15 protein-coding genes are annotated in these 14,935 nt (G+C 56.0%); 8 read left to right on the top strand and 7 right to left on the bottom strand.

The window, feature by feature from the left end; genetic code table 11:
- From modC to ACW14G_RS19805, 4 genes are all read right to left on the bottom strand, one after another.
- The coding region (modC, locus tag ACW14G_RS19820; protein WP_455648737.1) for a molybdenum ABC transporter ATP-binding protein ModC at window positions 1-703 on the bottom strand (703 nt) is incomplete at its 3' end.
- 3 nt (window positions 704-706) lie between these two features.
- On the bottom strand, window positions 707-1,396 hold the full coding sequence (gene modB, locus ACW14G_RS19815; RefSeq protein WP_163449197.1) for a molybdate ABC transporter permease subunit: 690 nt from the start codon (window positions 1,394-1,396) through the stop codon (window positions 707-709).
- A complete protein-coding gene (modA, locus tag ACW14G_RS19810; protein ID WP_249022141.1) occupies window positions 1,396-2,169 on the bottom strand; it encodes a molybdate ABC transporter substrate-binding protein in 774 nt (257 codons plus the stop codon). Before modA ends, modB begins: the two co-directional genes overlap by 1 nt.
- Window positions 2,170-2,346: 177 nt before the next feature.
- Window positions 2,347-2,496 (bottom strand): AcrZ family multidrug efflux pump-associated protein, encoded by a 150-nt coding sequence (locus ACW14G_RS19805; protein WP_064548379.1) that lies wholly within the window; start codon window positions 2,494-2,496, stop codon window positions 2,347-2,349.
- 130 nt (window positions 2,497-2,626) lie between these two features.
- Here ACW14G_RS19805 and modE point away from each other — a divergent pair, with 130 nt between their 5' ends.
- The 7 genes from modE (at window position 2,627) to gpmA (ending at window position 10,459) form a co-directional block, all read left to right on the top strand.
- Complete coding sequence (gene modE, locus ACW14G_RS19800; protein ID WP_163449195.1) at window positions 2,627-3,415, top strand: molybdenum-dependent transcriptional regulator; 789 nt, start codon at window positions 2,627-2,629, stop codon at window positions 3,413-3,415.
- 67 nt (window positions 3,416-3,482) lie between these two features.
- Window positions 3,483-4,952 carry a molybdate ABC transporter ATP-binding protein ModF gene (modF, locus tag ACW14G_RS19795; protein ID WP_249022142.1) on the top strand — a complete coding sequence of 490 codons (1,470 nt, stop codon included), beginning with the start codon at window positions 3,483-3,485 and terminating at the stop codon, window positions 4,950-4,952.
- A 231-nt stretch (window positions 4,953-5,183) separates the two neighbouring features.
- Window positions 5,184-6,200 carry a UDP-glucose 4-epimerase GalE gene (galE, locus tag ACW14G_RS19790; RefSeq protein WP_249022143.1) on the top strand — a complete coding sequence of 339 codons (1,017 nt, stop codon included), beginning with the start codon at window positions 5,184-5,186 and terminating at the stop codon, window positions 6,198-6,200.
- A gap of 10 nt (window positions 6,201-6,210) precedes the next feature.
- Complete coding sequence (gene galT / locus ACW14G_RS19785; RefSeq protein ID WP_249022144.1) at window positions 6,211-7,257, top strand: galactose-1-phosphate uridylyltransferase; 1,047 nt, start codon at window positions 6,211-6,213, stop codon at window positions 7,255-7,257.
- 2 nt (window positions 7,258-7,259) lie between these two features.
- Window positions 7,260-8,408: a galactokinase gene (galK, locus tag ACW14G_RS19780; RefSeq protein ID WP_249022145.1), complete on the top strand. Its 1,149-nt coding sequence runs from the start codon at window positions 7,260-7,262 to the stop codon at window positions 8,406-8,408.
- The gene (galM, locus tag ACW14G_RS19775) at window positions 8,402-9,445 is read left to right on the top strand and encodes a galactose-1-epimerase (protein WP_163449190.1); all 1,044 of its coding nucleotides are present in this window, start codon (window positions 8,402-8,404) and stop codon (window positions 9,443-9,445) included. Before galK ends, galM begins: the two co-directional genes overlap by 7 nt.
- Before the next feature lie 261 nt (window positions 9,446-9,706).
- Window positions 9,707-10,459, top strand: a complete 753-nt coding sequence (gene gpmA / locus ACW14G_RS19770) for a 2,3-diphosphoglycerate-dependent phosphoglycerate mutase (RefSeq protein ID WP_065355548.1) — start codon at window positions 9,707-9,709, stop codon at window positions 10,457-10,459.
- A 109-nt stretch (window positions 10,460-10,568) separates the two neighbouring features.
- Here the strand turns inward: gpmA and aroG are convergent, their stop codons facing one another.
- Window positions 10,569-11,621 (bottom strand): 3-deoxy-7-phosphoheptulonate synthase AroG, encoded by a 1,053-nt coding sequence (gene aroG, locus ACW14G_RS19765; RefSeq protein WP_249022146.1) that lies wholly within the window; start codon window positions 11,619-11,621, stop codon window positions 10,569-10,571.
- A 334-nt stretch (window positions 11,622-11,955) separates the two neighbouring features.
- Between aroG and zitB the strand changes: the two genes are divergently transcribed.
- On the top strand, window positions 11,956-12,900 hold the full coding sequence (gene zitB, locus ACW14G_RS19760) for a CDF family zinc transporter ZitB (protein WP_163449187.1): 945 nt from the start codon (window positions 11,956-11,958) through the stop codon (window positions 12,898-12,900).
- Here zitB and pnuC read toward each other — a convergent pair.
- Both pnuC and nadA read right to left on the bottom strand, forming a co-directional pair.
- Window positions 12,897-13,616 carry a nicotinamide riboside transporter PnuC gene (gene pnuC, locus ACW14G_RS19755; RefSeq protein ID WP_249022147.1) on the bottom strand — a complete coding sequence of 240 codons (720 nt, stop codon included), beginning with the start codon at window positions 13,614-13,616 and terminating at the stop codon, window positions 12,897-12,899. The genes zitB and pnuC overlap by 4 nt on opposite strands.
- A gap of 24 nt (window positions 13,617-13,640) precedes the next feature.
- Window positions 13,641-14,684: a quinolinate synthase NadA gene (gene nadA / locus ACW14G_RS19750; protein ID WP_163449207.1), complete on the bottom strand. Its 1,044-nt coding sequence runs from the start codon at window positions 14,682-14,684 to the stop codon at window positions 13,641-13,643.
- Between the last annotated feature and the right edge of the window lie 251 nt (window positions 14,685-14,935).

Here is a 14,935-nt window from a genome sequence, read left to right as displayed (position 1 = left end):
GAATGCTGCTCTGCTGATCCTGCGGCAGCCACGGGTGCATCACGCTGCTGCCCCATACGTCTTCCAGATTACCGAATGCCTTGACCTGCCCGCCTTCCAGCACCAGCACTTTATCGGCCAGATGCAGAATCTCATCCAGCGAGTGGCTGACGTAGAGCATCGGTATATTGATCTCCCGCGCCAGACGCTGCAGATACGGCAGCAGTTCACGCTTGCGTGGGATGTCGAGCGAAGCCAGCGGCTCATCGAGCAGCAACAGCTCGGGCGCGGTCAACAATGCGCGACCAATCGCCACACGCTGCTTTTCACCGCCGGACAGACTGCCCGGCAGGCGATCGAGCAGCGGCTCAATGCCCAGTAGCGCCACCAGTTTATCAAACTGCTCCGCCATGCTTTTCGCCATACCGTAGCGCAAATTACCGCGTACCTTGTAGTGCGGGAACAGCCGCGCGTCCTGAAACACATAACCGATACGGCGCTTCTCCGGTGCAAGGCAGATACCCTGCTCAACGTCGTTCAGCACGCGGCCGTTGAGCGCAATGCGCCCCTGCTGCGGTTTGGTGAGCCCGCTGATGGCGTTAATCAACGAGGTTTTGCCCGCCCCTGAAACACCGAATACGGCGGTGATCCCGGAAGCCGGCAGCGATTCATTAATTTCCAGGCAGTGCGTGCCCAGCGTCTGGCTAAAGTTCAGTTCCAGCATGGTTTAAGCCCCCATCCTGCGGCGGCTAACGCCCGCCAGCCATTCGGAAATCATCAGCGAAATCAGCGCCAGAACGATAGAAATCAGACACAGACGGGCCGCGGCGCTTTCGCCGCCGGGAGTCTGAATCAGGGTGTACATCGCCGACGGAATGGTGCGGGTTTCGCCGGGAATATTGGAGACAAAGGTAATGGTCGCGCCGAACTCGCCGAGTGAACGAGCAAACGCCAGCACGGTACCGACGATAATGCCCGGCAGCATCAGCGGCAGCGTAATGGTGCAGAACACCCGCCAGCGCCCGGCGCCCAGGGTGCGTGCCGCCTGTTCGAGTTTGACGTCGACGCCTTCCAGCGCCAAACGAATCGCCCGAACCATCAGCGGAAACGACATCACCGCCGCGGCGATCACCGCGCCCCGCCAGCTAAAAGCGAAAGTCAGGCCGAACCAGTCATACAGCCAACTGCCAATAAAGCCACGACGCCCCATCGCCACCAGCAATAAATAGCCCACTACCACCGGCGGCAGCACCAGCGGCAGGTGGATAAGGCCGTCCAGCAGCGCCTTGCCGGGAAAATGGCGGCGTACCAGCAGCCAGGCAAAGAAGATCCCAAACGGCAAACTGAACAGGACGGCCAGGGAGGATACTTTCAGGCTCAGCACTACCGCCTGCCATTCGGGATCGGTCAATATCATTAGCGAGTCGTGAATCCGTAACGTTTAAAGATTTCAGACGCCTGCGGCCCTTTCAGGTAGTCATAGAACGCCGAGACGGTCGCGTTTTTATGGCCATCGATAATGGCAATCGGATATTCCACTTTCTGATGGGAATCTTCCGGGAACGTACCAACCACTTTAACACCTTTGCTGGCCACCGCGTCAGAACCGTAGACGATTCCCAGCGGCGCTTCGCTCCGTTCAACCAGCGCCAACGCACCGCGCACATCTTCCGCCGGCGCCAGTTTCGGCGACAGCGTCTCCCACGCCCCGAGTTTTTGCAGCGCTTCTTTCGCGTAGATGCCCGCCGGAACGTGATCCGGGTCGCCCACCGCCAGGCGGCCGCCTTTCAGCAGGCTAGTCCAGTTGGTTTTCGCGTCCACGGTGATGTCTCCCCGCTCGCTGGCCTTCGGCGCGACAACGACCAGACTGTTACCCAGCAGCGTTTCACGCGTGGTGGTGTCGATGGCTTTCTTATCTACCGCGTAGTCCATCCATTTCTGATCGGCAGAGATAAACAAGTCGGCTGGTGCCCCGGCTTCAATCTGGCGAGCCAGCGTCGAAGAAGAAGCAAAAGAGGAAACCACGTCAACGTTGTTCTCTTTTTTATACTCTTTAGCGATATCCTGCATTGCGTTAGTCAGCGAAGCAGCGGCGAAAACGGTGATTTTCGCGTCCTGTGCCGACGCTTGCCCTACAACCGACAGCGTTAATGCTGCTCCGGCAAAAAGACGTAACCATGAACCTGTCATTTAACACTCCTGAACTCAACGTTATATAAATAAAAATATAACGATAAGTATAAGGACTTTCCACAATGATTGCATTACAGACTCGCGAATTGTTGCCGCATTTACGGGATATTATCGGCAGGGTTTCCGGGAACTTCATAGCAAAACGCCCGGGAGTGCCGGGCGTTTTTGAGGAAATCAGTGGTTTTGCTGGCTGCTGTCTTTATGACCAACGCCGGAGAAGATGTTGAACACTTCACCCAGACCGTAAATCAACCCCAGGATGATAGCCATCACTACGGGTACCATGATTACGGCAAATACCAGACTTTTCAACAACTCTAACATGGTTTACTCCATACAATGTGATGTTGCTATTGTAACCGGATATCGCAGAAATACACTCCCTTTTGTGCGGTGCGCTTTGCGCTCGCAGACATTTGGGTCAAAATGCCCTTTTACTTGCCAGGATACTCTTATGCAGGCTGAAATCCTTCTTACCCTCAAGCTCCAGCAGCGCCTGTTCGCCGATCCGCGCCGCATCTCGCTCCTCAAACAAATAGCACAGACCGGCTCCATCAGCCAGGGGGCCAAAAATGCGGGCATCAGCTATAAGAGCGCATGGGACGCCATTAATGAAATGAATCAACTTAGCGAGCACTCGTTAGTTGACCGTGCAACCGGCGGTAAAGGCGGCGGCGGCGCGGTTTTGACCCGCTATGGCCAGCGCCTGATTCAGCTTTACGATCTGCTGGCGCAGATTCAGCAGAAAGCCTTTGACGTACTGAGCGATGATGATGCGCTGCCTCTGGATAGCCTACTGGCTGCGATCTCCCGCTTCTCGCTGCAAACCAGCGCCCGCAACCAATGGTTTGGCACCGTCACTCGCCGCGACCACCAGCAGGTCCAGCAGCATGTTGATATTCTGCTCGCCGACGGTTCCACTCGCCTGAAGGTTGCCATTACCGCGCAAAGCGGCGAGCGCCTGGGGCTTGATGAAGGTAAAGAGGTGCTTGTGCTGCTGAAGGCGCCGTGGGTCAACGTCACTCGCGACCCGGCGGTGGCTGCCGAAGCCGATAACCAGCTGGCTTGTCGCATCAGCCATATCGAGCGCGGTACGGAGCAGTGCGAAGTGCTGATGACGCTGCCGGACGGGCAAAGCCTGTGCGCCACCTTACCTCTGAACGAGGCGCAAGCGCTGGAGGAAGGCGCTGACGTCACAGCATTCTTTAACGCCGATCGCATCATTATCGCCACGTTATGCTGATGGCATTGACATTGCGCTGAGGAAGACGTATCCCTGATGCATATTGCTGCAAAAAACGGGATACATCATGTCATCATTGCAAATTTCGCAAGGCACGTTTCGTCTTAGCGATACAAAAACGTTAAAAATTGAGCAACTGACGCTACGCGCCGGAGAAAGCTGGGCTTTTGTCGGCAGTAATGGCAGCGGTAAATCGGCGCTGGCACGCGCGCTGGCGGGTGAACTCCCCCTGCTTTCCGGTAGCCACGAGAGCCAGTTTGCCCGCATCACTCGTCTCTCCTTTGAGCAGTTGCAAAAGCTGGTGAGCGATGAGTGGCAGCGCAATAATACCGACATGCTCAGCCCGGACGAAGACGACACCGGGCGCACCGCCGCGCAGATTATTCAGGATGAAATCAAAAACCCCGCGCTCTGCGCACAGTTGGCCGCGCAGTTTGGCATCAGCCATCTGCTTGAGCGCCGTTTCAAATACCTGTCGACCGGTGAAACCCGCAAAACCCTGCTTTGCCAGGCGCTGATGGCGCAGCCAGATCTGTTGATTCTCGATGAACCGTTCGATGGCCTCGACGTGAGCTCACGCCGCCAGCTGGCCGATCATCTGGCTACGCTGCACGACGCAGGCTATACGCTGGTGCTGGTGCTCAACCGCTTCGACGACATCCCGGATTTCGTGCCGTTTGCCGGCGTGCTGGCCGACTGTACGCTGACGGAAATCGGCGAGAAAAAAGCGCTGCTCGAACAGACGTTGATCGCTCAACTGGCGCACAGCGAAAAACTTTCAGGTATGACCCTCCCGGAACCCGACGCCCCTTCCGCCCGCCTCGCGTTACCCGACGATCAGCCGCATATCGTGCTGCGCGACGGCGTTGTGTCCTATAACGATCGTCCGATCATCAATCACCTGAGCTGGACGGTCGCTCCCGGTGAACACTGGCAGGTCGTTGGCCCCAACGGCGCCGGAAAATCGACGCTGCTGAGCCTGGTCACCGGCGATCACCCGCAGGGTTATAGTAACGATCTCACGCTCTTTGGCCGCCGCCGCGGCAGCGGTGAGACCATCTGGGATATCAAAAAGCATATCGGCTACGTCAGCAGCAGTCTGCATCTGGACTATCGCGTCAGCACCACGGTGCGCAACGTGATTCTCTCCGGTTACTTTGACTCAATCGGTATCTATCAGGCGGTTTCCGATAAACAGCGCAAGCTGGTTGACGAATGGCTGGCAATCCTCGGCATGGATGCCCATACCGCCGACGCGCCCTTCCACAGCCTCTCCTGGGGACAACAACGGCTGGCGCTGATTGTTCGCGCGCTGGTGAAACACCCTACGCTGCTGATCCTCGACGAACCGCTACAAGGGTTGGATCCACTCAACCGTCTGGTAGTGCGTCGGTTTATCGACGTGCTGATTAGCGAGGGCAAAACGCAACTGCTGTTTGTCTCGCACCATGCGGAGGATGCGCCGGAGTGTATTACGCATCGTCTGGAGTTCGTCGCCGACGGTGACGGCTATCGTTATGAGGTTGGCCCACTGTAATTCTCTTTCCCGGGCGATAACCTCGCCCGGGAAACCTCACCGTATTTGTCGGTCGTTTTTCAGATTTTTTTCACCACCATTAGTCAACATTATGATTTAAAATGATTTTTATCAAATTTTCAGTTTCACGACTTTTAGTGTAAACGATTCCACTAATTTAGCCCATGTCACACTTTTGGCCATTCTGTTATGCTAAGGTTATTCCATGCCATAAGCTTAACGGAGCTAAAAATGAAAGTATTGGTTACAGGTGGTAGCGGTTACATAGGAAGCCACACATGCGTACAACTGCTGCAACAGGGACATGACGTCGTCATCCTCGACAATCTGTGCAACAGCAAGCGCAGTGTACTGCCGGTCATCGCTCGCCTGGGCGGTAAGCAAGCAGAGTTCGTCGAAGGTGATATTCGTAACGAAGCGCTGATGACCGAGATCTTGCACGATCACGCCATTGAAACGGTGATCCACTTTGCCGGGCTGAAAGCCGTAGGCGAGTCGGTACAGAAACCGCTGGAGTATTACGACAACAACGTCAACGGTACTCTACGCCTGATTGCCGCCATGCGCGCTGCAAATGTCAAAAACTTCATCTTTAGCTCCTCGGCCACCGTCTACGGCGATCAGCCGAAAATTCCTTACGTTGAAAGTTTCCCGACCGGTACCCCACAAAGCCCGTACGGCAAAAGCAAACTGATGGTTGAACAGATCCTCACCGACCTGCAAAAAGCGCAGCCGGACTGGAGCATTGCGCTGCTGCGCTACTTCAACCCGGTTGGCGCACATCAGTCTGGCGATATGGGTGAAGACCCGCAGGGTATTCCTAACAACCTGATGCCGTATATCGCGCAGGTGGCTGTAGGCCGCCGTGAATCGCTGGCCATTTTCGGTAACGACTACCCCACCCCAGACGGCACCGGCGTGCGCGACTACATCCACGTGATGGACCTCGCCGACGGCCACGTTGCCGCCATGGAAAAACTGGCCAACAAAGCCGGCGTGCATATTTATAACCTTGGTGCAGGCGTTGGCAGCAGCGTGCTTGATGTGGTTAACGCGTTCAGCAAAGCCTGCGGCAAACCGATTAACTATCACTTTGCTCCGCGTCGTGATGGCGATCTCCCGGCTTACTGGGCTGACGCAAGCAAAGCCGATAAAGAGTTGAACTGGCACGTAACCCGTAACCTTGATGAAATGGCGCAGGACACCTGGAACTGGCAGTCCCGTCATCCTCAGGGATATCCCGATTAAGGATTTTGCAATGACGCAATTTAACCCCGTCGACCATCCACATCGCCGTTTTAATCCGTTAACCGGCCAGTGGATCCTTGTCTCACCGCATCGTGCAAAGCGCCCCTGGCAGGGGGCGCAAGAGACACCGTCAAAACAGACGCTGCCCGCACACGATCCGGACTGCTTTTTATGCCCGGGTAATACCCGGGTGACGGGCGATAAAAACCCCGATTACACCAGCACCTATGTGTTTACCAACGATTTCGCGGCGCTGATGACCGATACGCCGAACGCGCCGGAAAGCGACGATCCGCTGATGCGCTGCCAGAGCGCGCGCGGCACCAGTCGCGTTATCTGCTTCTCGCCGGACCACAGCAAAACGCTGCCAGAGTTGAGCCTCAACGCGCTGCACTCGGTGGTGAAAACCTGGCAGGAACAGACCGCAGAACTGGGCCAACAGTATCCGTGGGTTCAGGTATTTGAGAACAAAGGCGCGGCGATGGGGTGCTCCAACCCACACCCGCACGGACAGGTCTGGGCCAACAGCTTCCTGCCGAACGAAATTGAGCGTGAAGACCGCCTGATGCGCGAGTACTACCGCGAGCAGGGTTCTTCCATGCTGGTTGACTACGTTAACCGCGAGTTGGCCGATGGCAGCCGTACGGTCGTCGAAACCGAGCACTGGCTGGCGGTGGTCCCGTACTGGGCCGCCTGGCCGTTTGAAACGCTGCTGCTGCCAAAGGCACACGTGCTGCGCATCACCGACTTAACCGACGCGCAGAGTGAAGACCTGGCGCTGGCGCTAAAAAAACTCACCAGCCGCTACGACAACCTGTTCCAGTGCTCCTTCCCCTACTCAATGGGCTGGCACGGCGCGCCGTTCAACGGGGAAGATAACGCCCACTGGCAGCTGCACGCGCACTTCTACCCGCCGCTGCTGCGCTCGGCCACCGTGCGTAAATTTATGGTCGGGTACGAAATGCTGGCAGAGACCCAGCGTGACCTGACAGCAGAACAAGCGGCTGAGCGCCTGCGCGCGGTCAGCGACATCCACTTTCGCGAGTCCGGAGAATAATAATGAGTCTGAAAGAGAACACCCAAACCCTGTTTGCTGAAAAATTCGGCTACCCTGCCAGCCACGTGATCCAGGCACCGGGCCGCGTTAACCTGATTGGCGAGCATACCGACTATAACGACGGCTTCGTGCTGCCGTGCGCCATCGACTATCAAACCGTCATCAGCTGCTCACCGCGCGATGATCGTCTGGTACGCGTGATCGCCGCCGACTACGACAACCAGAGCGATGAGTTTTCCCTTGATGCGCCCATCGTCAGCCACGACACCCAACAGTGGTCGAACTACGTTCGCGGCGTAGTGAAACATCTGCAGAAGCGTAACAACGCCTTTGGCGGCGCGGATCTGGTGATCAGCGGCAACGTGCCACAGGGCGCGGGTTTAAGCTCATCGGCTTCGCTGGAAGTGGCGGTCGGCACCGTATTCCAGCAGCTCTATCATCTGCCGCTCGACGGCGCGCAGATTGCGCTAAACGGCCAGGAAGCGGAAAACCAGTTTGTGGGCTGCAACTGCGGCATTATGGACCAGCTGATCTCCGCGCTCGGTAAGAAAGACCACGCGCTGCTGATCGACTGCCGCACGCTGGGCACCAAAGCGGTCTCCATGCCGGAAGGCGTGGCGGTGGTGATTATCAACAGTAACTTCAAACGTACTCTGGTCGGCAGTGAGTACAACACCCGCCGCGAGCAGTGCGAAACCGGCGCACGCTTCTTCCAGCGCCCGGCGCTGCGCGATGTCACCGTTGACGAGTTCAACGCTGTCGCCCACGAGCTGGACCCTATCGTTGCCAAACGCGTCCGTCACGTGCTGACCGAAAACGCCCGTACCGTAGAAGCGGCCGCAGCGCTGGAGAAAGGCGACCTGCTGCGTATGGGCCAACTGATGGCAGAATCTCACGCGTCAATGCGCGACGACTTCGAAATCACCGTGCCGCAGATTGATACGCTGGTCGAGATCGTTAAAGCGACCATCGGTGACCAGGGCGGCGTACGCATGACCGGCGGCGGTTTCGGCGGCTGCATCGTGGCGCTGATCCCTGAAGCACTGGTCCCGGCGGTTAAACAGGCGGTTGCCGAACAGTATGAAGCGAAAACCGGCATCAAAGAGACCTTCTACGTGTGCAAACCGTCACAAGGAGCTGGCCAGTGTTAAGAGAAACTCCCGCGCTGGCCGCCGACGGCCAGCCATATCGCCTGGTGACGCTACGTAATGCAAACGGTGTTGTCGTGAGCTTAATGGACTGGGGCGCCACGCTGCTGTCGGCGCGTATTCCGCTGAAAGATGGCAGCGTACGTGAAGCGCTACTGGGCTGCGCCTCGCCGGAGCAGTATAGCGAACAGGCGGCCTTCCTCGGCGCCTCCATTGGTCGCTACGCCAACCGTATCGCCAATAGCCGCTTTACCCTTGACGGCAAAACGGTTGATGTCGCGCCAAGCCAGGGCGAACATCAGTTGCATGGCGGCCCGGAAGGTTTCGACAAGCGCCGCTGGTCTATCGCGTCACAGAACGAGACCGAAGCGGTCTTTACGCTGACCTCACCCGACGGCGACCAGGGCTATCCGGGCGAGCTACAGGCCAAAGCTATCTATCGCCTGACCGATGATAACCGGATTTCCATCGAGTACCGCGCCACCGTCGATAAAGCCTGTCCGGTGAACCTGACTAACCATGTTTACTTTAACCTCGATGGTGAGCAGACCGACGTACGCAACCACACGCTACAGCTACTGGCAGATGACTATCTGCCAGTCGATGAGAACGGGATCCCTCATGATGGGCTGAAAGCGGTCGCCAATACCAGCTTCGATTTCCGTCAGCCGAAAGCCGTGGCGCAGGATTTCCTCAGCGACGACGATCAGCGGAAGGTTAACGGCTACGACCACGCATTCCTGCTGCAGGCCAAAGGCGACGCCACTCAGGTGGTTGCCAATGTCTGGTCGCAGGATAAAAAGCTGCAGATGGCCGTTTATACCTCGGCACCGGCGATTCAGTTCTACTCGGGCAACTTCCTGAAGGGCACGCTTTCCCGTACCTCACAGCCGTACGATACGTGGCAGGGGCTGGCGCTGGAGAGCGAATTCCTACCTGATACGCCAAACCATCCCGAGTGGCCGCAGCCGGACTGCGTGTTGCAGCCGGGTGAAGAGTACGTCAGCCTGACGGAATATCAGTTTATCGCATTATCATGACCTGTTGGCCCGGGCGACAAACCGATGTGGCCCGGGCGCATGGCGTGATGTCAGACATCCCCCGCCCCTTCACCACGTCGATCTTTTAGGCATATCGCTGAAAATAGCATCACACCAAGACAAAATAATAACGCTGAGTTCACATGCACCTTACACTGGAGCACTATTTTCGCTATGGTTATGCATAAGCGTTGCCGCTGAGGCTATCACGGCAATATAATGAGAATTGTTATCATTCAATAAAGCTTGAGGAGTGAGAGTATGGCTGTAACTAAGCTGGTACTGGTTCGTCACGGTGAAAGTCAGTGGAACAACGAAAACCGTTTTACCGGTTGGTACGATGTTGATCTGTCCGAGAAAGGCGTCAGCGAAGCAAAAGCAGCGGGCAAACTGCTGAAAGAAGAAGGCTTCAGCTTCGACTTTGCTTATACCTCTGTGCTGAAACGTGCCATCCACACGCTGTGGAACGTACTGGATGAACTGGATCAGGCCTGGCTGCCGGTTGAAAAATCCTGGAAACTGAACGAGCGTCACTACGGTGCGCTGCAGGGTCTGAACAAAGCCGAAACTGCTGAGAAATACGGTGATGAGCAGGTTAAACAGTGGCGTCGCGGCTTCGCGGTGACCCCGCCGGAGCTGACCAAAGACGACGAGCGCTACCCGGGCCATGACCCGCGCTACGCCAAACTGACCGATAAAGAGCTGCCGACCACCGAGAGCCTGGCGCTGACCATCGAGCGCGTGGTGCCTTACTGGAACGAAACCATTCTGCCGCGTCTGAAAAGCGGTGAGCGCGTGATCATCGCCGCTCACGGTAACTCCCTGCGCGCGCTGGTGAAATACCTGGACAATATGGGCGAAGATGAAATCCTCGAGCTGAACATCCCGACTGGCGTGCCGCTGGTGTATGAGTTCGACGAGAACTTCAAGCCGATCAAACACTACTACCTGGGCAATGCAGACGAAATCGCCGCGAAAGCCGCTGCGGTGGCAAACCAGGGTAAAGCGAAGTAATTTTCCTCCCGGGTTAAACGAAAAAAGCGTGGAATATTCCACGCTTTTTTTATTGCCGGATGACGGCATTGCCTTGTCCGGCCTACCGAGCGTCGCCCGGATGCGTTTTTTATCCGCGGCGCGCTTTTACCGCTTCCGCCAACTGGCGCAGAATCGTATCGGTATCTACCCAGTTAATGCAGGCATCGGTAATGCTCTTGCCATACACCAGCGGCTCGCCGCTGTCCGGATTCTGGTTGCCTTCCACCAGATGACTTTCGATCATCACGCCCATAATAGCTTTCTCGCCGTTGGCAATCTGCTGGCAGACGTCTGCGCCCACTTCCATCTGTTTTTTGTACTGCTTAGAGGAGTTAGCATGGCTGAAGTCGATCATGATTTGTGCCGGCAGCCCCGCTTTCGCCAGGCCGTCCTTCACCGCCGCCACGTGGGAAGCGCTGTAGTTTGGCTCTTTACCGCCGCGCAGGATGATATGGCAATCGCCATTACCGCTGGTGTTCACGATGGCGGAATGCCCCCACTTGGTCACCGACAGGAAGCAGTGCGGCGCGCCAGCGGCGTTAATCGCATCAATGGCCACTTTAATGGTGCCATCGGTGCCATTTTTAAAACCAACCGGACAAGAAAGACCGGAAGCCAGCTCGCGATGCACCTGAGATTCGGTGGTACGCGCGCCGATGGCGCCCCAGCTCATCAGGTCAGCCAGATACTGCGGGGTGATCATATCCAGGAACTCGCCCGCGGCCGGTAGACCGGTGTCGTTAATGTCCAGCAGCAGCTTACGCGCAATGCGCAGGCCATCGTTGATCTGGAAGCTGTTATCCATATGCGGGTCGTTGATCAGCCCTTTCCAACCCACGGTGGTGCGCGGCTTTTCAAAATAGACGCGCATGACGATTTCCAGCTCGCCCTTCAGCTCTTCACGAATTTTCAGCAGGCGCTGAGCATACTCTTTCGCCGCGACGGGATCGTGGATAGAACACGGACCGATCACCACCAACAGACGATCGTCCGCCCCTTTCAGGATCTGATGGATCGCTTTACGCGCATGAGATACGGTGTTCGCGGCGTTTTCGGTAGCGGGGAATTTCTCAAGGAGTGCGACTGGCGGTAATAACTCGTTGATCTCTTTAATGCGTAAATCGTCGTTCTGATAATTCATGACTGTTCCAGTGTTGCCATACTTATACAATTGAGTGCAATCCCTCCAATCTATATCGCAACTCAAAAAGTGTAAACTGACTTTTACACTTTAGCCGGATAATGACTAAAAAAACCCTACAAAATAGAATTTAATAGCAAATACCCGGCTAATAACCGCAAACAAGCAAGATATAACACCAACAATAAGATGAAAAACAATATAATTCATATTCACCAGGCGGTGAATGTACTATTTTAATCCATCATTCGACGTCATCTATTTCTGTGCGCAAAAAGCAAAGATCTGCAATGATGTCAGATAGTCACATTCAACATACGAAAGGAATAGCGTCATGGCGCACAGGCAGGATTCACATTCTCACGCCACGCAGGATGATAGTAATGCCCGTCGTTTACTGCTGGCGTTCGGCGTTACCGCCGGATTCATGGTCGTGGAAGCGATTGGCGGGTTGATTTCCGGTTCATTGGCGTTATTAGCCGATGCAGGACACATGCTGACCGACTCCGCCGCCCTGCTGTTTGCCCTGCTGGCAGTCAACTTTGCTCGTCGGCCACCGAGCACACGCCACACCTTCGGTTGGCTGCGTCTCACTACCCTCGCCGCCTTCGTGAACGCCATCGCGCTGCTGTTTATTATCATTTTGATCGTCTGGGAGGCAGTGCAACGTTTCAATCACCCCCAGCCTGTGGCTGGCGTGACCATGATGGTGATTGCCGTCGCCGGGCTGTTGGCAAATGTGCTGGCGTTCTGGATCCTGCATCGTGGTAGCGAGGAAAAAAATCTCAACGTACGTGCCGCCGCGCTGCACGTCATGGGCGATCTCCTCGGCTCGGTTGGCGCGATTATTGCCGCATTGGTGATCATGATCACCGGCTGGACGCCTATCGACCCGATTCTCTCAGTGCTGGTGTCCTGCCTGGTGCTGCGCAGCGCATGGTCGCTGCTGAAAGAGAGCGTTAACGAACTGCTAGAAGGTGCGCCACAGTCTATTGACGTGGCGGCGCTGAAGCGCAATATGCGTCGCTCGCTGCCGGAGGTCCGCGACGTGCACCACGTCCACGTCTGGCTGGTAGGTGAGAAACCGCTAATGACCCTGCATGTGCAGGTTGTCCCGCCGCACGACCACGACGCGCTGCTCGACCGTATTCATCACTTCCTCGAGGAGCACTATCAGATTGAGCACGCGACGGTGCAGATGGAGTATCAGCCCTGTAGCGGCCCGGAATGCCACCTTAATGAGGTGCATACCGGACACGGGCATCATCACCATCACTAATGAGATAGCGCGCGAGAGCCGCGCTCACGCGCGCTATTCATCCACATCCGGCTACCGTTAAGAGCGATAAACGTCAGGATCAGGTACTCCAGCGCCATCGCGTACACGCCCTGAAGCGTAAAGATAGCCACGCTGATAACGTTAATAATCACCCACAGCAGCCAGTTTTCGACGTATTTACGGGTCATCAGCACCATGGCGGCAATCGATAACACCATCATCGACGAATCCCAGAATGGAAACGCATCCGGCTGCAGCGTCGGCATTACCACATTTATACCAAGCCCCTGCATGACGTTAACGGCAACCCGTGTCAGCACGGCAAATACCGGGTCGATATAAAAGGTCATCAGCGCAATCGCAACCACGCAGGCCGCCAGCCAGGACAGCGCCTTAGGCAGCGGCAGCCAGCGAATTTGCAGCTCGGCTTCATTCTGGCTGGTTTGCCGCGACCAGGCGTACCAGCCGTAGAGGTTGGCAGCGAAGAAGAAAAGCTGTAACAACAGGCTGGCGTACAGCTGGATCTGGAAAAAGATAATCGCAAACAGCGTGACGTTAATCAGACCAAACAGGTAGTTAACGATCTTCTCAAGGCTGGCCAGCCAGATACAAAGCAGACCGGCAATGGTGCCTACGGCCTCAATCCACGACAGATCGTAACCGCCCGCCCCAAGCGGGATATGCACCAGAATGTTTTGCGTGCTAAAAAAATCCATTTCAACTCCAGCGTGTTAGACAGGTTATCCTCGTAGTGTAGCCGCAAAATCCAACATGCGGTTCAACGGAATGAGCGCGCCCTTGCGAAGTGATTCGTCAACATGAATTTCATGCGCCGCGCCGCCGTTCTCAAGGCTCTCCGCAATGGCCTTCAGGCCGTTCATTGCCATCCACGGGCAGTGGGCGCAGGTACGGCAGGTGGCGCCTTCCCCAGCGGTTGGCGCCTCAAACAGCTCTTTATCCGGCACCGCCTGCTGCATTTTGTAGAAGATTCCGCGGTCAGTTGCCACAATGAGCTGCTGGTGCGGCAGATTTTTGGCGGCGTTGATCAGCTGGCTGGTTGAACCTACGGCATCAGCCATATCGACAATCGCCTGCGGCGACTCCGGGTGCACCAGCACCGCCGCCTGCGGATACAGCGCTTTCATGCGGCTCAGCGCCTGCGTTTTGAACTCATCATGGACGATACACGCGCCCTGCCAGCACAGCACATCGGCACCGGTTTGCTTTTGTACGTAGCGGCCCAGGTGACGATCCGGCGCCCAGATAATTTTTTCGCCCAGACTATCAAGGTGTTCAATCAGTTCAACGGCGATGCTGGAGGTGACCACCCAGTCGGCGCGTGCTTTTACCGCGGCGGAGGTATTGGCGTAGACCACGACGGTACGATCCGGATGCGCATCGCAGAAGGCATTGAACTCTTCAATTGGACAACCGAGATCCAGCGAGCATTCCGCATTGAGCGTCGGCATCAGAATGGTTTTTTCCGGGCTGAGGATTTTTGCCGTCTCGCCCATAAAGCGCACACCGGCCACCAGCAGCGTAGAAGCCGGATGCTTCGCACCAAAGCGCGCCATCTCCAGTGAATCCGAAATACAGCCGCCGGTTTCTTCTGCCAGCTGTTGAATTTCCGGATCGGTGTAGTAGTGCGCCACCATGACGGCATTGCGCTCTTTGAGCAACCGCTTGATTTTCTCGCGATAAAATTGCTTTTCATCGTCGTTCAACGGCGTTGGTTTCGGCGGGAACGGGTAAATCGCTGCTTCAGGATCGAACATCACGCTCATCATGCTTCTCGTTTTACTGGCTTAACGAAATACGCGGTTTAAGGTGTGGATTCACCATTACCGCGGAAATATGTTTTATATGCTAAACAAGATAGCCGATTGCAAAGGAAATGTCGTGGTGAATTTTTGATAGCCATATAGGCGAGAGGATACAAATGTAAGATAGCAAAAAGGCGCCTTTAGGGCGCCTTTTTACACTGGTGGGTCGTGCAGGATTCGAACCTGCGACCAATTGATTAAAAGTCAACTGC

The sequence above is a fragment of the Kluyvera sp. genome (assembly GCF_965301105.1).
Note: the sequence above shows the minus strand (reverse complement) of the source record. Positions and strands in the feature narration are given on the sequence as shown.